16 protein-coding genes, 1 tRNA gene and 1 pseudogene are annotated in these 18,086 nt (G+C 38.0%); 11 read left to right on the top strand and 7 right to left on the bottom strand.

Going from position 1 to position 18,086, the window contains the following annotated elements; translation table 11 throughout:
* Positions 1-60: 60 nt before the first annotated feature.
* From recR to MTT29_RS08785, 3 genes are read right to left on the bottom strand one after another with little or no spacing between them, the layout of a single operon-like run.
* Entirely contained in the window at positions 61-633 is a 573-nt protein-coding gene (gene recR, locus MTT29_RS08795) for a recombination mediator RecR (protein WP_009294391.1), read from the bottom strand.
* Positions 630-1,886: an ArsS family sensor histidine kinase gene (locus tag MTT29_RS08790; protein ID WP_429800367.1), complete on the bottom strand. Its 1,257-nt coding sequence runs from the start codon at positions 1,884-1,886 to the stop codon at positions 630-632. The genes recR and MTT29_RS08790 overlap by 4 nt, the downstream gene beginning before the upstream one ends.
* The gene (locus MTT29_RS08785; protein WP_009294394.1) at positions 1,883-2,554 is read right to left on the bottom strand and encodes a response regulator transcription factor; all 672 of its coding nucleotides are present in this window, start codon (positions 2,552-2,554) and stop codon (positions 1,883-1,885) included. The genes MTT29_RS08790 and MTT29_RS08785 overlap by 4 nt, the downstream gene beginning before the upstream one ends.
* Positions 2,555-2,677: 123 nt before the next feature.
* On the opposite strand from MTT29_RS08785, the gene dnaJ reads away from it, so the two are divergent.
* Positions 2,678-3,820: a molecular chaperone DnaJ gene (gene dnaJ, locus MTT29_RS08780; protein ID WP_429800366.1), complete on the top strand. Its 1,143-nt coding sequence runs from the start codon at positions 2,678-2,680 to the stop codon at positions 3,818-3,820.
* Positions 3,821-4,399: 579 nt separating this feature from the next.
* Here the strand turns inward: dnaJ and pyk are convergent.
* Positions 4,400-5,851: a pyruvate kinase gene (gene pyk / locus MTT29_RS08775; RefSeq protein ID WP_429800365.1), complete on the bottom strand. Its 1,452-nt coding sequence runs from the start codon at positions 5,849-5,851 to the stop codon at positions 4,400-4,402.
* A gap of 92 nt (positions 5,852-5,943) precedes the next feature.
* Here pyk and MTT29_RS08770 point away from each other — a divergent pair, with 92 nt between their 5' ends.
* On the top strand, positions 5,944-7,005 hold the full coding sequence (locus tag MTT29_RS08770) for a TRAP transporter substrate-binding protein (protein WP_429800364.1): 1,062 nt from the start codon (positions 5,944-5,946) through the stop codon (positions 7,003-7,005).
* A gap of 76 nt (positions 7,006-7,081) precedes the next feature.
* Here MTT29_RS08770 and MTT29_RS08765 read toward each other — a convergent pair whose 3' ends face one another.
* Positions 7,082-8,281 carry a molybdopterin molybdotransferase MoeA gene (locus tag MTT29_RS08765; protein WP_429800363.1) on the bottom strand — a complete coding sequence of 400 codons (1,200 nt, stop codon included), beginning with the start codon at positions 8,279-8,281 and terminating at the stop codon, positions 7,082-7,084.
* 136 nt (positions 8,282-8,417) lie between these two features.
* Between MTT29_RS08765 and yedE the strand changes: the two genes are divergently transcribed.
* The 7 genes from yedE to MTT29_RS08730 all read left to right on the top strand — a co-directional run bounded on the left by yedE (position 8,418) and on the right by MTT29_RS08730 (position 14,488).
* Complete coding sequence (gene yedE / locus MTT29_RS08760) at positions 8,418-9,476, top strand: YedE family putative selenium transporter (RefSeq protein ID WP_429800362.1); 1,059 nt, start codon at positions 8,418-8,420, stop codon at positions 9,474-9,476.
* Between the two features lie 113 nt (positions 9,477-9,589).
* Positions 9,590-9,666: transfer RNA gene (locus MTT29_RS08755), tRNA-Met, on the top strand.
* Between the two features lie 256 nt (positions 9,667-9,922).
* A complete protein-coding gene (locus MTT29_RS08750; protein WP_429800361.1) occupies positions 9,923-10,144 on the top strand; it encodes a hypothetical protein in 222 nt (73 codons plus the stop codon).
* Positions 10,145-10,698: 554 nt separating this feature from the next.
* Complete coding sequence (locus MTT29_RS08745) at positions 10,699-11,001, top strand: hypothetical protein (protein ID WP_429800360.1); 303 nt, start codon at positions 10,699-10,701, stop codon at positions 10,999-11,001.
* Positions 10,979-11,524, top strand: coding sequence for a hypothetical protein (locus tag MTT29_RS08740; protein WP_429800359.1), 546 nt, complete (start codon positions 10,979-10,981; stop codon positions 11,522-11,524). Before MTT29_RS08745 ends, MTT29_RS08740 begins: the two co-directional genes overlap by 23 nt.
* Before the next feature lie 161 nt (positions 11,525-11,685).
* On the top strand, positions 11,686-12,048 hold the full coding sequence (gene mobC, locus MTT29_RS08735) for a plasmid mobilization relaxosome protein MobC (protein ID WP_429800358.1): 363 nt from the start codon (positions 11,686-11,688) through the stop codon (positions 12,046-12,048).
* The gene (locus MTT29_RS08730; RefSeq protein ID WP_429800357.1) at positions 12,038-14,488 is read left to right on the top strand and encodes an aminotransferase; all 2,451 of its coding nucleotides are present in this window, start codon (positions 12,038-12,040) and stop codon (positions 14,486-14,488) included. The genes mobC and MTT29_RS08730 overlap by 11 nt, the downstream gene beginning before the upstream one ends.
* A gap of 46 nt (positions 14,489-14,534) precedes the next feature.
* Here the strand turns inward: MTT29_RS08730 and MTT29_RS08725 are convergent, their stop codons facing one another.
* Together MTT29_RS08725 and MTT29_RS08720 are read right to left on the bottom strand one after the other, a co-directional pair.
* The gene (locus MTT29_RS08725; RefSeq protein WP_429800356.1) at positions 14,535-15,749 is read right to left on the bottom strand and encodes an ATP-binding protein; all 1,215 of its coding nucleotides are present in this window, start codon (positions 15,747-15,749) and stop codon (positions 14,535-14,537) included.
* Between the two features lie 305 nt (positions 15,750-16,054).
* Positions 16,055-16,294: a hypothetical protein gene (locus MTT29_RS08720; protein ID WP_087580539.1), complete on the bottom strand. Its 240-nt coding sequence runs from the start codon at positions 16,292-16,294 to the stop codon at positions 16,055-16,057.
* On the opposite strand from MTT29_RS08720, the gene MTT29_RS08715 reads away from it, so the two are divergent.
* Complete coding sequence (locus tag MTT29_RS08715; RefSeq protein WP_103597087.1) at positions 16,254-17,018, top strand: transposase; 765 nt, start codon at positions 16,254-16,256, stop codon at positions 17,016-17,018. The genes MTT29_RS08720 and MTT29_RS08715 overlap by 41 nt on opposite strands.
* 160 nt (positions 17,019-17,178) lie before the next feature.
* Positions 17,179-18,060: pseudogene (gene larA / locus MTT29_RS08710) on the top strand (nickel-dependent lactate racemase); the annotation flags it as partial.
* Positions 18,061-18,086: the final 26 nt, after the last annotated feature.

Genomic DNA, 18,086 nt, shown 5'->3' with positions numbered 1-18,086 from the left:
GCGGCTACACGGACTAAATATTATAAATTTAGGTGAGATTATAACTAAAAGAAATTTTAATTAGGCTTTTGTGCGGCTCTCGTAGGCTTTTAGGAGTGAGAGCATATCGACGTTTTCTAAATTTACACCAGTTGGCACGCCCTGAGCGATCTTACTAAAAGAAATTTCACTCATGCCAAGCTTATCCTCGACATAAAGCATAAGAGCGTCTGAATTTAGCCCCGGCGTAAAGGCAAAGACGACCTCTTTTGAGCCATTTTGCTTGATAGCGCTTCGCAGCCTCTCTATGGCGTCCTCATCGATCTCGTCAAGCACGAAGTAAAGGCCATTGTAGATACCATTTTGCTCAAAGACTAGGATATCTTTTGGGCTCTCTACTAGCAAGATGACCTCGCTGTCCCTGCTCTCGTCACTGCAAATGTCGCAAATTTCATTTTCGCTTAGCCCACCACAACGCTCACAACGCTTGATAAATCTCACCGCATCTTCGATATTTTGCGCAAGCCTTAGCCCTGCAAAGCTATCTTGCATGCAGACAAAGTAAGCAAATCTTGCGGCTGACTTTTTACCCACACCTGGTAGCTTAGCAAAAGACTCAGTTAGCTCGTTAAATTTCTCTAAGCCCCTTTTCATACGCGTTTTGCCTTTGCACGAAGTAAAATTTTAAATACGTGATAGCCGTCTTCGTAGTCGTAAGCAAGCTCAAATTTTTGCATCTGACAAATTTGCTCGATGATGTAAAGTCCAAGCCCCATGCCACTCCCCGCACTCACTTTATCGCCGCGCACGAAGGCTTGTTTGTAGTAATCAATCGGGTGATTTAGCTTTTTGCCTAAATTTTTAACCGCTATAAATTCGCTATCGCAGATCAAAATAGCTTTCTTGTTCTCTGCGTATTTTAGGGCATTGTCTATCAAATTTTTAATCGCCAAACTAAAAAGCTGAAAATCCACTCTTAACAAGACGTCATCTCTGATATCACAGCTCACTCGCTCTTCAAATTTATCAAGCATGAGCATATCTTGCACCTGCTCCAAAATGAGCGAGAAATGGCACTCTTGGTAGTTTAGCGCGTAGCTTTTTGAAAGAAGCTGCTCGACCTTGCTAAATTCATTTATCAGCATCTCAAGGCGCTCAAAAACGTTTATGAGCCTCATTTTTTGGGTGTCGTTTGCGACCATCTCAGAGACGATCCTGCCCTTGCCAATAGGCGTCTTTAGCTCGTGCATGATCGCACGTAAAAATAGCTGCCTTGAGCGGATGAGCTCTCTGATCTTGCAAACGGCGTTGTCAAACTCGACCGCGACCTGCCCGATCTCGTCTTGCTCGTTTTCATTTAGCCTAGCAGTCATCGCCATCTCCATATTTCCGCTGGCAAATTTTCTGATATCTTTGCTCAGTCTTCTAAGCGGCAAGAGGCTTCTAAGCACCGAGACATAAAGCGAGATGAGCAGAGCCGAGATGATCAAAAATGCCACCCAAAGCGGGTCATTTACGTGCCTTGCATCGTTGCTCTCAAGCAAGAGCTGAAAAGATGGATTTTTGATAAGCAGATACAAATCGCCTTTGTAATTAACCGACTGCATCATGCCAAGAGGCGTGTGCTGCGTAAAAATGGCGTTTCCGCTTGTAGTAACTGAGGTGGCTAAATTTTTGTTGCCGACATATTCTAGGTTGAAATTTTTAAAGTAGTGTTCTAAATCTCTTGGTGGGTTGCCACGCTCGTAAAGCGCCACAAGGTAGTTCATAGCGCTTATTTGTTTGTCTTTTAGCTTCTCAAGCGCACTTTCTTGCTGAATGTTTGCAAATGTCACAAAGAGCAAGCACATCAGCGAGAAAGCGATGGCAAAGATGATAGTTATCTTGGTGGTTATGGAGTATTTCATCCGATAAGCTTATATCCTATGCCTCTAACTGAAAATATATGTTTTGGCGCTTTTGAGCTGTCGCCAATCTTTGTTCTAAGGCGTCCGATGATGACGTCTAAGCTCTTTGAGTCCTTATCTTTTAGGCTCTTGCAGTTATAAACTAGCTGCTCGCGAGATACTGAAAAGCTGTGCTGTTTGATGAGATAGGTTAAAATTTCATACTCAGCAGGTGTTAGAGCAAGGGCTTCATTATTAAAGTAAATTTCATGGCGCTTGTCGTCTATCCTAAATGCGCTATCAACGACCTCTTCTTGAACTTCATTTGTCTTTTTATATCTTCTAATAAGACTTGTGATGCGAGCATACATCTCTTTTGGATCGTATGGTTTTGGCAAATAATCATCCGCGCCAAGCTGAAGTCCAACAACCTTGTCGCTGATGTCACTGCGAGCTGAGCTTATGATGATAGGGATGTCGTATTTTTGGCGAATTTCTTTACAAACTTCAAGACCGTCAATGCCTGGCAAAGTAAGGTCAAGTATGAGCAGGTCATAGTTTTTTATCCCTGCGCTTAGTCCTAGATATGGGTCTTCAAAGTTAGTCACTTTTATATTAAAGCTATCAAGATATTCAGATAAAATTTGAGCAAATTCTGGATCGTCTTCTATCATTAAAACGTTAATCATAAATCATCCTTTTCATTGAAAAATAGTAGAGATTATACGGCAAAAATGTAAATTTTTTTTTAAATTTAAACTTTTTTGGATAAAATCTCACATTTAAAATAAGCTTAATAAACAAGGAAAAATGTGGAGTTTGATTATTACGAGATCCTTGAAATTTCAAGAAATGCAACTGGCGACGAGATAAAAAAAGCCTTTAGAAAGCTCGCTTTAAAATACCATCCAGACAGAAACGCTGGCGACAAAGAGGCTGAGCAGAAATTTAAACAGATAAACGAAGCCTATCAGGTCTTAAGCGACGAGCAAAAGCGCTCTATCTACGATAGATACGGCAAGGGCGGGCTTGAGGGTAGATTTGGCAGTGGGGGCGGATTTAGCGCCGATTTTGACCTTTCAGACATTTTTGACTCGTTTTTTGGAGGCGGTTTTGGCGGTGGCTCTAGACAGAGAAAAAGACGAGCTGAAAAGTACTCAGCCGACCTTGAAATTCCTATAAATTTAGAGTTTAATGAAGCTGTTTTTGGCTGCGAAAAAGAGATCAAATTTGATCAAAAAGTGCCTTGCCCAACATGCAACGCCACAGGCAGTAAAGATGGCAAAAACAAAACTTGCCAGCACTGCGGCGGAAGCGGCAGGATCACGCGCGGAAATGGCTTTATGAATATCGTTCAAGAGTGCCCATACTGCCACGGATCTGGCGAAGTGATAAGCGAGCCATGCCCTGATTGCAACGCAAAAGCTTATAAAATCCAGCAACAAAGCGTCAAGATCACGATCCCAGAGGGCGTTGATAGTGGCATGAGGATGAGGGTCGCTGATAAAGGCAACATCGGTGCAAACGGCGTTCAAGGCGATCTTTATGTGAGCATAAATGTAAAAGACGACAAGCATTTCATCCGCCACAACGACGACGTTTATATAGAAATTCCAGTCTTTTTCACCCAAGCCGTTCTTGGCGAGAGCATAAAAATCCCAACTCTTCGCGGTGAAACAGAGCTAAAACTGCCAGTTGGCGCAAAAGATAAACAGCAATTTGTCTTTGAAAACGAGGGCATCAAGGGTGTAAATTCGCGCAAAAAAGGCAGACTCGTAGCGCAAATTTCTATCCAAACGCCTGATAAACTAAGCGACGAGCAAAAAGAGCTTTTAAACAAGCTTCAAGTTAGCTTTGGCATAGTTTCAGGCAAGTCAAGCACCGATGAGAGCGTCTTTGACAAGATAAAAGGCTGGTTTAAAGGCGACGAGCCAAAAGGCAAAAAGAAAAAATAAATCTAAATTTGTGGCGCTAAATTTGGTGTCACAAATTCTTTCAAAATAAATTTTATATATCCTATATTTTTACAAGTAAATTTCATACAGATTTTAAAATTTCATGAACGAGCATATCACGCTTCTAAATTTAGTGGCGAGCTTCGCAAGATCTAAATTTAGTAGTCTGCTAAGGCGAGTAAGTAAAGTTTTAAAATTTGCAAAATTTGCTTTATCAAAACAAATAAGTGCCAAGTAAATTTTAAAATTTCATGAGCGAGTAATTTCGGCTCTAAAATTTGAGCTAAGCGGTAAGCGAAGCCAAATTTTAGTAGTCAATTCTTGCGAGTGAATGGAATTTTAAAATTTACAAGTATAAATTTAGATTTTTGTTTCTCTGTTAAGGGGGAAGAGGCTTGAATTACGAAGTCGCTCTCTTCCCCCTTAACGATCCCCTAACTCCGACAACGTTAGAAGGGCATGCTTTAGTGCTTCGCACTGCATGCAGTTAAAAAACTCGATCAAATTTTAAAATTCGTATGATAAATAAATTTAAAAAAATTTTAGTGCCCAAAATATCAGGCACTAGAATCCATAAATTTACTCAGTTGCAAGGTCTAGGTAATAATCAAGCTGGTCGCGTCTGATGATACGTATGAGGTTTGTGCTGCCCTCTACGCCTGTTGGGTGGCCAGCTGTGACGAGATAGGTTTTGTCATGCTCGACGTATCCAGCGTCGTAAGCCTTTTTGATGACATTTGCAAGTAGGATATTTAGCTTTGTCTTTTCAAGCACGAGCGCTGGCGTCACGCCCCAAGCAAGGGTAAGCATGTGAGCTGTCTGCTCGTCGTGCGCGATAGCGATGATGTCGATACTTGTGCGGTTTCTAGCTAGCTTTATTGCTGATTTGCCTGAGCCCGTGATAGAGAGTATCGCATTTGCCTTGATGCGAACAGCTAGCGAAGCTGCGCTATTTGCGACCATATCTGTCTCGTCTAAAAAGTCAAATTCGTCAAATTTATTGTATGGATAGATGCTTTGCGTTTGTATGATCGTTTTGCTCATCGCCTCTACGACTGCGACTGGGTTTTTGCCGATCGCGCTCTCCTCGCTTAGCATAACTGCGTCAGTACCGTCTAGCACGGCGTTTGCCACGTCACTGATCTCCGCTCTTGTAGCAGTTTCATGCTCAGCCATGCTTAGCATCATCTGCGTTGCTGTGATGACTGGCTTGCTGGCTGCATTTGCCTTTTTGATGATGAGCTTTTGTATGGTTGGGACCTTGTAAAATGGCACTTCTATGCCAAGATCGCCGCGAGCTACCATGATGCCATCGCTCTTTGCGATTATGTCGTCTATGTTTTCAACTGCGTCAAATTTCTCGATCTTAGATAAGATAGCCGCTTTGGAGCCAAATTCTTTTAAGATATTTCTCGCTTTTATCACGTCATTTGCGTCTTGCACGAAGCTAATGGCGACGAAATTTACGCCCTGCTTTGCGCCAAATTCCATATCCTCTTTATCTTTTGGCGTGATGATCTCGATACCAAGGGTGGTATTTGGGAAATTTACACCTTTGTTTGAGTTTAAAATGCCGTCATTTTCGATGATGGTTTTTACCACATCTTTGCCCTCGCCTGTAACTCTTGCTCTGATCGAGCCATCGTAGAGATAGACGTACTCGCCAGCCTTTAGCATAGGTAAAATTTGAGGCTGATTTAGGCTCACTCTATAAACGCCTTTTTCGATCTTTTCACCCACGATATCCTCTGCGTAGATGCTAAGCTCGTCGCCAGCTTTTAAGTAAAATGGCTCACTAAGCTTGCCAACTCTGATCTTTGGTCCGCAGATATCTTGCAAGATGCCTATGCGTTTGTTTAGTCTTTTTTCGATGTTTCTGATCTTGTCGATGTTTGATTTGTGGTATTCGTGTGTTCCGTGGCTAAAATTTAAACGAAAAACATTAACACCTGCTTTAACCATCGCTTCCATCGTCTCTTCGTTGTCACTTGCTGGCCCTAAAGTCGCTACAATTTTCGTCTTTTTTATCATTTTTATGCCCTGTAATTTGATTTTTGCGATTATAACACATTTTAATAATGTAAATTTTTTGTATAATAGGCAAAATTTTTAAAGGAGAGAGTATGAATAAATTTTTATTAACATCTCTTGGCCTAGCGGCTCTTGCTTGTGCTGCTATGGGAGATGACAAAGTCTACAAGCTCAAGCTTGCAAGCTCATGGGAGAGCACTATGCCAGTGCTTGGTGAAGTGCCAAAAGAGCTAAAAGAGAAGGTCGAAAAGATGAGTAACGGCCGCATCGAGATCAGGATCGACTACCCGTCAAAACACAAGTCACCTTTTGCGATGCTAGACTTTGCAAAAAGCGGTCAGTACGACATCGGCTACACAGCTAGCTACTACTACAAGGGCAAAGACCCTAAGACAATGTTTTTTACAGCGACACCATTTATGATGAATACCGACGAGCAAACAGCTTGGTATGAATTTGGCGGTGGCAAAGAGCTAGAGGCAAAAGTTTTTGACCCGTATAACATCAAAATTTTTAGAGCTGGTAACACTGGCATGCAAATGGGCGGCTGGTTTAAAAAAGAGATCAAGTCAGTTGATGATATCAAAGGCTTAAAGATAAGAATTCCAGGCTTTGGCGGTGAAATTTACGCTAAACTTGGCGCAAATATCAACACTATCCCAACTGGTGAGCTATATATGGCACTTGAGATGGGTACGATCGACGCGGTTGAGTGGGTTAGCCCAGCTTACGACATGGCGCTTGGCTTTCACAAAGTGGCAAAATACTACTACACAGGCTGGCAAGAGCCAGATGGCGAAACTCAGTTTTTCTTCAACAAAAATGCGTATGAAAAACTTCCAGATGATCTAAAAGCGATCTTTGAAGCGGCTGCTGCTGAGGTGGCAAGAGATGTGAATACTAAGGTATTTTACGCAAACGTAGAGTACTGGGACAAGATGAAGGCCGAGTATCCAGACATCCAAGTAAAATCTTTCCCACCAGAGGTCATCGCAGCTCTTAAAAAGGCTACAAATGAGCTACTTGATGAAGAGAGCGCAAAAGATCCACTATTTAAAGAGATCGTCGAGTCTCAAAGAGCTTTCCTCAAAAAAGCAAGAGAATGGACTAAAATTTCTGACTACGCTTACATCAAAACAAACGAAGAGAAATAACCACAGCAGGGAGCTCTCCCTGCTTTTTACTCTAAATTTGCCAAAGTAACTCTGGCAAATTTAAATTTCACTCATTTTAGCAAGGCATCTTTAAAACTTCTACTACTTCACCTTTTGCGATAAATTCTGTCTCTTTTGGGATGATAAGCAGTGCAGCTTCGTTTGTTAGGTTATTTACGATCGCTGAACTGCCTAGCTTTTTGCCATCTAAATTTACAAAGATCTTGCCATCTCTGTTTTCTAAATTTACCGCTGTAAATTCCAAAAATGGCGAGCGTTTTTTGTAGTCTTCGTCCATTATCGCTGTGATCTTTGGCTCTTCTTGGCTAAACCAAGTGTTTATAAGCACCCTTACGTAAAGCACGCACATAACCATCGCCGAGTAAGGGAATCCAGGCAGCGCAAAGATGTATTTGTCGCCTGATTTTGCCACTCTGATGTGGCGGCCTGGTTTTATCGCAGCGCCTTCGATGATGAGGCTAAAATTTTCATTTAAAGCGCCCTTTACAAAGTCATAGTCTCCCATGCTGATGCCACCAGTAGTCACTAAGATATCGGCTGATTTTAGCGCATTTATGATCGCTTTTTCAACAAGCTCGGCCTTATCTCTTACGATCTCACAAAGGATCGGCTCCGCGCCCATTTTGCGTATCTGCATAGCGATACCTACGTGATTTGAGCTGTGAATTTGCGCTGGACTATCAAGAGGTTCGCCAAGGTCTTTTATCTCGCTACCAGTTGCAAGTATCGCCACTCTTGGACGGATAAAGACGCTTACGTGAAAGACGCCAAGCTCGGCAAGAAGTGCGATCTCAGCGTAAGTTAGACGTGTGCCTTTTTTTATTAAAATTTCGCCTTTTTTGTAGCTCTCACCCACTGCTCGCACAGCAAAGCCCTTTGGCACGCTCTTTTTGATGATTATTTTTGAGCCGCTTACCTCGACATTTTCAACTGGCACAAGAGTGTCGGTGCCTTCGCTCATTAGCGAGCCGGTAAAGGTTTTGACACATTTGCTACCCTCTACATGCAGCCCTTTGTCGCTACCTGCTGGCAGATCTGTGATGAGCTCAAGCTCGCTTAGTCCATCTTTAAAGGCAAAAGCGTAGCCGTCCATCGCCGAAACTGGCTTTGCTGGATAGTTTTCAGTAGCTTTCACATCATAGGCGATATTTCTATCAAGCGCATCTGTGATGGCTACTTTTTCGACCTTTTCCCACGCATTTATCGTATCTTTTAGAATTTTCAGGCTATCTGCATAGCTCATAAAATCTTTCATCATTTGTCCTTTTTATGAAATTTTTGCATATTTTAGCCACTTCTGTTTTACAAAAAATTAATCTTTGTTTTATTTAATGATTATTAAAATGTCGTTTAAGAAACCAGTCTGGTTTTACCCTTACACAGGAATTTACATGAACAAAACACTACTTTACATCATCGCAGGTGCGAGCCTTGGCATACTAGCTCCAGTGCTCGTTCATTTTGGCAACCCAGCAAACATGGGCGTTTGTGCGGCTTGCTTTTTACGAGATAGCATGGGTGCGCTTGGCTTTCACCAGGCCAAAGTCGTGCAGTATCTAAGGCCTGAAATTTTAGGGCTTATCATCGGAGGCTTTCTAGCTAGCATGCTTTGGAGTAGAAATTTCACTCCAGTATCTGGTAGTGCGGCATTTTCTAGGTTTTTCTTAGGCGTGTTTGCGATGATAGGCTGCCTTATATTTTTAGGCTGCCCTTGGAGGGCGTTTTTGCGTCTTGGAGGCGGAGATATGACTGCTATTGCTGGCGTAGTTGGTCTATTTGCTGGCGTCTTTGTGGGACGAGCTTTCAAGAAAAATGGCTACATCTTACCAGAGAGCGAGACCACTGCAAAGGCGATAGGACTTTTGCCACTGATTATTGCGATTTTACTTTTGATGGCACTTATCTTTGGCCTAAAACTTGGTGAAAATGGCGCATTATTTAGCTCAGAAAAAGGTCCAGGCTCACAGCATGCAAATTTGTTTATCTCGCTTATTTGTGCCATCATCATCGGTGCGTTTATGCAAAGAAGTAAATTTTGCTCAGTGGGAGCAATAAGCAAAATTTTCGAGCGTGACTTTTCGATGTTTTATGGCGTCGTCTCTATCATCATCTGCGCAAGCGTAACGAATTTAGTGCTAGATCAATACAAATTTGGCTTTGAAGCTCAACCTATCGCTCACAATGATATGCTTTGGAATTTCCTTGGCATGAGCTTGGCTGGTCTTTGTTTTAGCCTAAGCTATGGCTGCCCTGGCAAACACCTAGTGCAAATGGGAGCTGGAAATTTAAGCTCAGCAGTATTTGTTTTAGGTATGGGAGCTGGAGCTGCGATAAGTCATAACTTCGTGCTTGCAAGCTCAGGAGCTGGCATAACACCTTTTGCTCCGTATGCCGTAGTGATCGGCTTTATCTACGCCATCTACGTTGGATTTTTCACTAAAAAAGCTTAAATAAATTTGGCTGCCCTTGCAGTCAAATTTGCTTTTTATATATAAAATTTGTGAGATAAATTTTAGCTAAAAATAAGTTCTTAGGTTGTATAATCCAAAACTTATTTTAAGTTGTCACGGTAGCTCAGCTGGTTAGAGCGCTGGTCTCATAAGCCGGAGGTCGGGAGTTCAAGTCTCCCCCGTGACACCATAAATACCTAAACTACGATGTTTCTACAATATTATATTGCAGTCACCTTTCATAAAATATAGCTTAAAGTTTGTAGCAAAATAAAATTTTATGTAGCAAATTTTTAAGCTTGCAGTAATTTTAACACGTTTTTTGTAAAATTTTAAAAAACAAGTAAAATTTTTTAACGAATCATCTACTATGATATAATCTGTCACTCTACTGTGTTAAATTTTTATCATAACTTAAATAAAATGAGTATAGATGCGTAGTAAAAATGGCGTTTATAGCTATTGAATATGGGCTAAAAAATATTTTTGATGATTATGATTCATTCATATTTCCTAACAACAAAACACAAAATAGAGATAGACCACATAAGCATTACGAGATCCTGCGCGTGGTCAAATACTGGTTGCCATTTATCAAGATAAAAGAGCCTGAATATCTAAGGGTGAAATTTGAGAAATTGCTTGAGGAGTATCTAGAATGCAGTTGATAATTATGTAATATTTTTCGTTTATCTTTTTAAAGAAATACATGTTATTAATAAAATATTTTTATCTTTCCGCTTAAAAATAAGGTCATTCATGGTCTATAATTTTAAGATATTTATTTCGATTCCTAATATATATACTATCATTAAGTAATTTATAAGTATTTTTATGATACGTAATAAATCATAAGCAAAACCCCTTGATACATCGTGCTTATGAGATAAAAGTCAAAAATTATTTACCACTTTAAGCAATCTAGCCACCAAAATATTCTATAATACACACAAATTTAAAAATAAAATGTTTTTAACCAAAGGAGGTTAAGATGATTAAAACCAGTTGAAAGCAGAAGCTCTATTTTAAGTATTTAAAAGAGAGCTTCTACGATAGGTTGTTAGCACTCCTATTGTAATCGTTCTCTACTTTTAAACTACTTAAATAAAAAAACTTCATTAGTACCAATCATATTGAGTTTATTAGACACACTATAGGTATGTCTATTTGGTGAGATAGCTATTGCTGTCTCTTGATTTTTAAATGGCAAAAAGGAGAAAAAATGCCAAGTAAAAAAATGCTTTTAAATGATTTAAAGGCTATTAGAAAAAATAAAACAAAAGAAGAGATTAAACAAGCATGCCTTGAGGTCTTGTTTCCACAACAAGCAACACTCAAAGAGTGCAAGTTACTAATCGAAAATCGTTATAGCGTAAAGCTATCAAATAAAGAGTTTTTCAAATGGAAGAAAGAATATGAAGCACAAATAACAAATCAATCATCTGATGCATGTCATATTCTCGTACCCAACGAAAACAAAAAAGAAGATGAGGAGCTAAGCAATGGCACTAATAACCAAGAGTAGCGATACAGCAGTTGCGGCAAATGCCGTAATTGCTCTACAAGAATATATCGAAATGGGCAATAAGGCTAGTGAAAATATTAGAAATAATATTGAACTTTTTAATCAAACCGCAGATATCTTTGATAAAAGCTTTAAAGAAAAAATAGAGCTTATAGAGCAAGGAGGTGCTGAACTTATGAACGCGACAGAAGAGATTCAAAACAACTTTAAAAATACTCTAAAAGGTGCAGACAAAACTATATCGAAGATCAACTCATCTTTTAGCTCTTTGATGAAGAATATAGTATCTGCATTAATTGCCTTTGTATTTATAGAAGCGATCTTCTTTTTTGGCTACATGTTTTATGATAGCCATAAGACAAATGAAGCCAAATCCGCACTACAAAGCAGTCTAGATAAGGCACTTTATGATGTGTCTAACCTTAAAGACTTTATCATCCATATTTACAATCAAGATAGTCAAAAAGCTAGTGAAGATTTTACTAAATGGCTAAACAAAAATGGCGACAGCAATGTTTGGTAGTAAGCAAATTTTTCTAATAGCAAGACACATACAATGTATGACACTTCGTTTTCATACCTTGTATAATCTTGCTCTGCCGAGGGCTACAATGCGAGATATAAGAAGCGTTAAAAGCGCTTCATCTGCTAACATATTTAACGTATTTTATGAAAGGATATCATATGCCAAAAAATATCAAGGATAAGGTACTCTCCACAAGGATCACTTCTCAGCAAAATAGCAAATTATCTGATATGGCTAGAGAACTAAAAATATCAAAATCAGAAATCATTTCCTATCTTATAGATAATGGCACTGTAAATTCTGAATCCATAAAAAAGAAAGAGCTATATCCAACAATCATTACATATTTTGCTAGACCTTTTAATAACATCAATCAAATAGCAAAGAGACTAAATATAGCTTATAAGACTAGTGGCGATATAGATTTAAAAACGATACTGCGAACACAAGAAGAGTTGTACAAAGTTCAATCAGTCCTAACTGAAATTTTAAGCATAATAAGGAGTAGCTATGATAGTTAAGATCTCAAAGGGAGAAAAAGGCATAGCTGATTATTTAAAAACTGGTAAGAAAAGAGATTCAAAGCTAACTAGAGATGAAAAAGATGATAGATTGCCACTGGCTGGAAATTTAGATCTTATAGAGATGTCTGAAAAGCACCAGATAAAGAAAAAGAACAAAAAATATAACTACTATCATATATCCTTATCATTTACTTCAGAGGAGTGGAGCAGACTATATGAAAGTGGCAATATAGATGAGTTTATAATGGATTTTTTGAAGCTCACTTTCCCAAATCACGACATAGATGAGTTACTTTTTTATGCTGAAGCTCATCTGCCTATAATCAAAGAAGAGCCATATATCCCTCGCCCAGAAGGGGCACTAGAAAATAGAACATTAAACAAGAAACATAAAAATGGCGAACCGCTAAAAAGAGAGCCTCACATCCATCTAATAGTCTCTTTTGAAAATATGAAATTTACTCATAGTGTAAAAACTGGTGGAGCCATATATACAAAAGGTGCATCCAAGCAACAAGCAAAAGCTGTTATGGCTAAATCAGCAGAGAAATTTAAAAGAGTTGTTAATGACATCTTATCTAACAAGTATGGATTAAATAATATAGAGCCTTTAGGCATGGATGAAGACCAACTAAAAAAGCAATATGAAAGCTTTAAAAGTGCAGCACAAAAGGTTAAGAAAGGCAAAGAAAAAGATACGCAGATGAAGATAGAAACAGATGTGGTGATCGAGCCAAAAGCAAATACAAAAAAGCAAAATATAAGTGTTGAAGAGCTGCTAGCTGATGCTAGAAATTCTACAGCTGATTATCTATTAAGAATGATAGAAGAAGATGAGAGTTTCAAAAAAGACTATTATGATAGAGCAAAGAGGCTTAATGCAGTGGATATAAGGGAATTTTTGCCTATGATCAATGCAAAATTTAACATTACCGCAAAACCTGAAATAGTAAATGACAAATATAAAGTAAGAGTGGATGGTTTTAAGGGGACTTATAATCTAACTGATCTAATGTGTAAGATAGTCTATAATGGCAAAAAAGGAGCGTTATTTCACGTAGTTAATGAGCTAGAGCAAATGCTTATAGAGCTTGAGGCCAATAAAAATGAGCCAAAAATAACATTAAGTGTAAGCAGTGACTTTAGCACGCCAAGTAAAGATCCAAAAGCTCAAGTGCTAAATAGCTGGGAAACGATACAAATAGAGCCATACAATCTAAAATCAATACTTAAAAACTATTCAGCTATATCAGTGGCAAGTTCCAAAGATAAAAATGAAAAAGCTAGCAGTATTGACAGCATAACTCCTACGCTTATATATGATATAGATAGCTCAAAATTTACTACAAATGATGCTCAAAATTTACTGCAAAGCAAAGGAATAAAGGGCTTTATATATCCAACAAGCTATCAAGTTCCAGATGCAAAAGTAGAGAATTTTAAACTCATCATACCCACAACAGATGCTCCAAGCTTAAATGAATATGATGAATACATAAAAGAGATAACAAGAGAGCTTGGGTTATATAACATAGTAAATAACTCCAGCTTGCATCATAGTAAATTTCACTACACTCCAGTGCCAGGATCTGAACTTGTAAGCATTAGTGGAAAAACTTTGGATAATACAAGAGCTATTGAAGATGCCAGCTTAAAAACAGATATTAATAATATGGATGTTAAAGCCTTAGAGGAAAATTTACAAAAACTAAGAATATATGAGCTTAGCTGTGAGCCAAAAGATAACAACTTGCATATTAAAAGAGTAAGCTACCAAGCCATATCTTCAAAGATTTCTATAAAAGATTTAATAGAATACTTTGACGAGAGTGCTGTGCTTAAAGAATATAAAAATCATCAAATACTTTCTGGTAAGAGTGGCAGATACCTATACCTACCAGAAGAAAACACAGCCTACTCTTTTAGCCTAAATAGACACTATACTCCGTATATCTATATCAGAGATAAATTTGATGAAGCAGCCAGAAAGATAAAAACTGGATTTTATGATGATGATCTCATTCAAAAGCTAAGTATTACAAAAAATGAATATGAAGGCTTCGTAAAAGATATCGATGGTCATTTAGATATAAATAGATACTATTTAGCTTTTATAAATAGAACCGAAAGCTTTAAAAAATACCTGCCAGATATAGTTAGAATTAACTATAAAGGCTTAATTTATAATATAAAAACATATATGAAAGATTGGCAAGATATGCAAGGCTTTAATAAGCTAAAGGAGTGTTATAAAACAGATAAGATATATCTAACAGAGGATCATATATCATTTGGTTCACTAAAAATAACAAAGCAAGAGCTATATGGTCAAGGACTTGATAAAGACTTTGGGATAGAGCAAACAAAACAACCATCAAGTGTAGTAGAACCCAAAGATCAGGATGTAAAGTCAGGATATGACAGCTTGGAGAGATAGATTTTGTAGAAGTCAGATCATTAGCATTGCATCTTCTCAGCTATCTCTAATCCATAAAACCAAACGGCAAGGCAAACATATCATCATCTAGTTTTACGGCCGTATCTCCGGCGTAAAAGACTATGCCCTTATCAAATTTACTTTGCAAATTCTCTTTTAAGTGGTAGATATGTCTAAAGTCATCTTTGCTGATAGTTTTTGAGGATTTGACCTCTATAGCTATGAGTCTGCCCGATATCTCAAGTATAAAGTCTATCTCTTTTTGATCGCTCGTTCTATAGTAGTATATATTTGCTCTTTTTTTGCTACTTGTATTTGCCTTTAGTAGCTCATCAAATACAAATGTCTCATATATAGCACCTTTATAAGGAGAATTTGCAAGCTCTTGTGCTGAAGAAATTTGTAGCAAGTGTACCAGCACCCCTGTGTCTGTAGCAAAAATTTTAGGTGTTTTTATAAGCCTTTTTAGAGCGTTGTTAAAATACGGTTGCAGTTTTTGGATCTGATATGTATGCTCAAGCACGCTAAAATAGCTATCAAATGTCTTATTATCAAGCCCCGACTCCAAGCATAGCTCGTTTTTGTTAAAGATGTTGCCACTTCTTAGCATACATAGGCGGTACATAGTGATAAATTTATCCATATTTCTGATGTTACCTATCTCTTTGGCGTCTGATTCTATATATGTTCTTATGTATGAGCTAAACCAGAGATATTTTGATTTCTCTGAGTCTATCTTTGTGATCTCTGGGTAGCCGCCATTTATGATCTTTTCAGATAAGCCGTCGTTGTCATACTTCTTTAGCGCTAGATGGCTTATATCGCCACTTAAAATATCGATCAAATTTTCATCACTATGGCTTAACTCTTTTTGAGAAAACGGGTAAAGCTCTACTATACCTATCCTACCAGCCAAAGAGTCCGAGATATCTTTAAAGCCTTTTAAATTTGCAGAGCCAGTTAATATAAACTGCCCATTTGTTCTATCCTTATCTACAAATTCTTTTATTGCTAAAAGCAGTATGGGCACTCTTTGTATCTCATCTATTACTATGGGCTTATCGCAATGCTCTATAAAGCCTTTGGGATCATTCCTTGCGGATTCATATATGTTTATGTCGTCAAGCGTTATGTAGTTTGGTATCTCTAAATTTAAGGCAAGGGTTGATTTGCCAACTTGTCTAGCTCCGCTTATCAAAAGCACAGGAAAGCTTTTCATATACTCTTTTATTTCGTCGCTTATGGCTCGTTTGATGTACATAGTATTTTATCCTTAAATATTTAGGAGTATAATACTATGATTTATATAAATTTACAAGGATGGCTTGGTTAAGATAATTGTATATTTAAATTTAATTCGAACTAAAACTGGCAAGATTAAGTCAGTCACTGTGATTTTCTATCATACTGAGTATTTTATTTGTAGAGTTTTAAGCAATATCACCTCAGATTTCCATATTGACAAATGGTAGTCAAATTTTTCCTCAAAAGGAGCAGCACAATAACCATTTTTTGGAATATTGCACAGGCTCTTTTATACTGCAACCTAACTTCCCAATAAATTTTTTACCTCATAACTTTATCCAGTAGCGATTTATAGCTATCCACTACGTCATAGACCACGCTATCATTGCTTATAGCCTTAAAATGCTCCTTTGCGCAGTGGATTTTGGACTCTTCGACTTGGCGAAGCTGCATAGAGTTCATAGACCCCTTGGTCTCCGCAACAAAATAAATATGCTTAATATCTCCCTCATAAAATGCAATCGCCCTAAAAAGACAAACCTCTCCAGATACATCAGTCATACATATAGACGAATTTAAAGGAAATATAGAAAAAGAGAAATATCAGCTAGCGATGTATGATAAAAACCGTAAACTAGTAGATATATTAAGAAATAGACATTCACAAACAATAAAAAATATAATAAACGAATTTGAAATACAACCACAAGTAGTTGTAATGGATATGTTTAAGCCATTTAGAAGCGTAATAAATAGTAATATAGTTCAGGCCCAAATAGTAGCAGATAAATATCATGTAATAAGACAAGGGATATGGGCATTAAGAGATTTAAGAGTAGAATTATTTAACAAAGACAATGAAAAGTATAAGAAGTTAAAAAAATATTGGAAAATACTAAGTAAAAGCCCAATAAGTCAGTTTAGTCAAAGACAAAAAGAGATATTAAAAGAGATATTAAAAGTAGATAAGACATTGAAAAAGATGTATAGAATAATAAAAGAATTTTACAAGATGTTTGAGAGCAAGACAGTAAAGACAATGAGAAGGAGAATAGAGCAATTAATTGAAAAATTGAGAGTATTTAATATAAAGCAAAGTATAAAACTAGCAGATACAATAACAAGTTGGAAAAAAGAGATAATAAATATAGTAGAATATAAAATAAACAATGGGTTTGTAGAAGGAAATAACAACAAAATAAAAGTAATAAAAAGAGTATCTTATGGACTAAGAAACTATGAAAGATTTAGAAAATTGATATATTTACGTCTTTGCAATAGATAGAGGTGTTTTTACACCCCCCCCCACTATTGACAAAGAACCATAATAAATTTTATCCGCTCTATAAATTTAAAAATTAAATACCCTTTTTAAATACATTTAAAAGAAAAATTTATATATGATCCTAAGATAAAAAATTAATAATTATACTTAAGGAGCAAACATGCGAATTCCTATTCGCTACGGCAAAGATGATATCATCGACCTAAGCGTTCCGGAAAAAAATTTACTGGGAGTTTTTAACCCCAACCCCGTGGCTAAATTCGACGAAACGGCACTCATCGCAAAGGCTCTGGCAAATCCGATAAATCAAAAAAGCTTTGATGAGTTTATCGCTGGCGACGAAAAGATCGTCATCATCGTAAACGACGGCACGAGACCTACGCCGACGGCAAAAGTTTTAAAGCAAATTTACCCAAAAATCCGCGATAAAAATAAAATTTTCATCATCGCCACAGGCTGCCATAGAGAGGGCACGCTAGAAGAGTACGAGATGATATTCGGCAAAGAAATTTACGCCGAGCTTAACGCTAAAAGCGAAATATGCGACCACGACTCGAAAAAAGACGAAATGAGCTATCTGGGCGAGTCCAAAAACGGCACGCAGATGTATCTAAACAAAATCGTAGCCAAAGCAAAAAAAGTGATCGTCATAGGCTCGGTCGAGCCGTACTATTTTGCAGGCTATACGGGCGGACGAAAGGCGTTTTTACCCGGCGTCGCCAAATACGAAACTATCGAGCAAAACCACAAACTAGCCCTTAGCGCCGATGCTCAGGCGCTGCGCTTAGAGGGCAACCCCGTGTATGAAGATATGATCGACGCGATGAAGGTGCTCGCGCACATCGACGTTTTTTCGATCCAGACGGTGCTTGACAGCGAACACGGCGTGTATTACGCGAGTGCCGGACACCTAAACGACAGCTTTTATGACTGCATGAAAAAGGCAGACGAGGTCTTTTGCGTAAATATTCCGCGCAAGGCAGATATCGTGATCTCGGTCGCGCCCTATCCGATGGACGTCGATCTTTATCAGGCACAAAAAGGGTGCGGACGCAAAAATAGTCATCT

The sequence above is a fragment of the Campylobacter concisus genome, from assembly GCF_050447485.1.
GTDB classification, from domain to species: domain Bacteria; phylum Campylobacterota; class Campylobacteria; order Campylobacterales; family Campylobacteraceae; genus Campylobacter_A; species Campylobacter_A concisus_BQ.
Note: the sequence above shows the minus strand (reverse complement) of the source record. Positions and strands in the feature narration are given on the sequence as shown.

Excerpts from the sequence above, each read along its gene's own strand:
- MTT29_RS08725 (WP_429800356.1), bottom strand. The coding sequence starts at position 15,749 with ATGTACATCAAACGAGCCATAAGCGACGAAATAAAAGAGTATATGAAA.
- MTT29_RS08785 (WP_009294394.1), bottom strand. The coding sequence starts at position 2,554 with ATGATTAACGTTTTAATGATAGAAGACGATCCAGAATTTGCTCAAATT.
- MTT29_RS08740 (WP_429800359.1), top strand. The coding sequence starts at position 10,979 with ATGGCACTAATAACCAAGAGTAGCGATACAGCAGTTGCGGCAAATGCC.
- MTT29_RS08720 (WP_087580539.1), bottom strand. The coding sequence starts at position 16,294 with ATGACTGATGTATCTGGAGAGGTTTGTCTTTTTAGGGCGATTGCATTT.
- mobC (WP_429800358.1), top strand. The coding sequence starts at position 11,686 with ATGCCAAAAAATATCAAGGATAAGGTACTCTCCACAAGGATCACTTCT.
- recR (WP_009294391.1), bottom strand. The coding sequence starts at position 633 with ATGAAAAGGGGCTTAGAGAAATTTAACGAGCTAACTGAGTCTTTTGCT.
- pyk (WP_429800365.1), bottom strand. The coding sequence starts at position 5,851 with ATGATAAAAAAGACGAAAATTGTAGCGACTTTAGGGCCAGCAAGTGAC.
- MTT29_RS08770 (WP_429800364.1), top strand. The coding sequence starts at position 5,944 with ATGAATAAATTTTTATTAACATCTCTTGGCCTAGCGGCTCTTGCTTGT.
- MTT29_RS08745 (WP_429800360.1), top strand. The coding sequence starts at position 10,699 with ATGCCAAGTAAAAAAATGCTTTTAAATGATTTAAAGGCTATTAGAAAA.
- yedE (WP_429800362.1), top strand. The coding sequence starts at position 8,418 with ATGAACAAAACACTACTTTACATCATCGCAGGTGCGAGCCTTGGCATA.
- MTT29_RS08730 (WP_429800357.1), top strand. The coding sequence starts at position 12,038 with ATGATAGTTAAGATCTCAAAGGGAGAAAAAGGCATAGCTGATTATTTA.
- MTT29_RS08790 (WP_429800367.1), bottom strand. The coding sequence starts at position 1,886 with ATGAAATACTCCATAACCACCAAGATAACTATCATCTTTGCCATCGCT.
- MTT29_RS08765 (WP_429800363.1), bottom strand. The coding sequence starts at position 8,281 with ATGAAAGATTTTATGAGCTATGCAGATAGCCTGAAAATTCTAAAAGAT.
- MTT29_RS08750 (WP_429800361.1), top strand. The coding sequence starts at position 9,923 with ATGGCGTTTATAGCTATTGAATATGGGCTAAAAAATATTTTTGATGAT.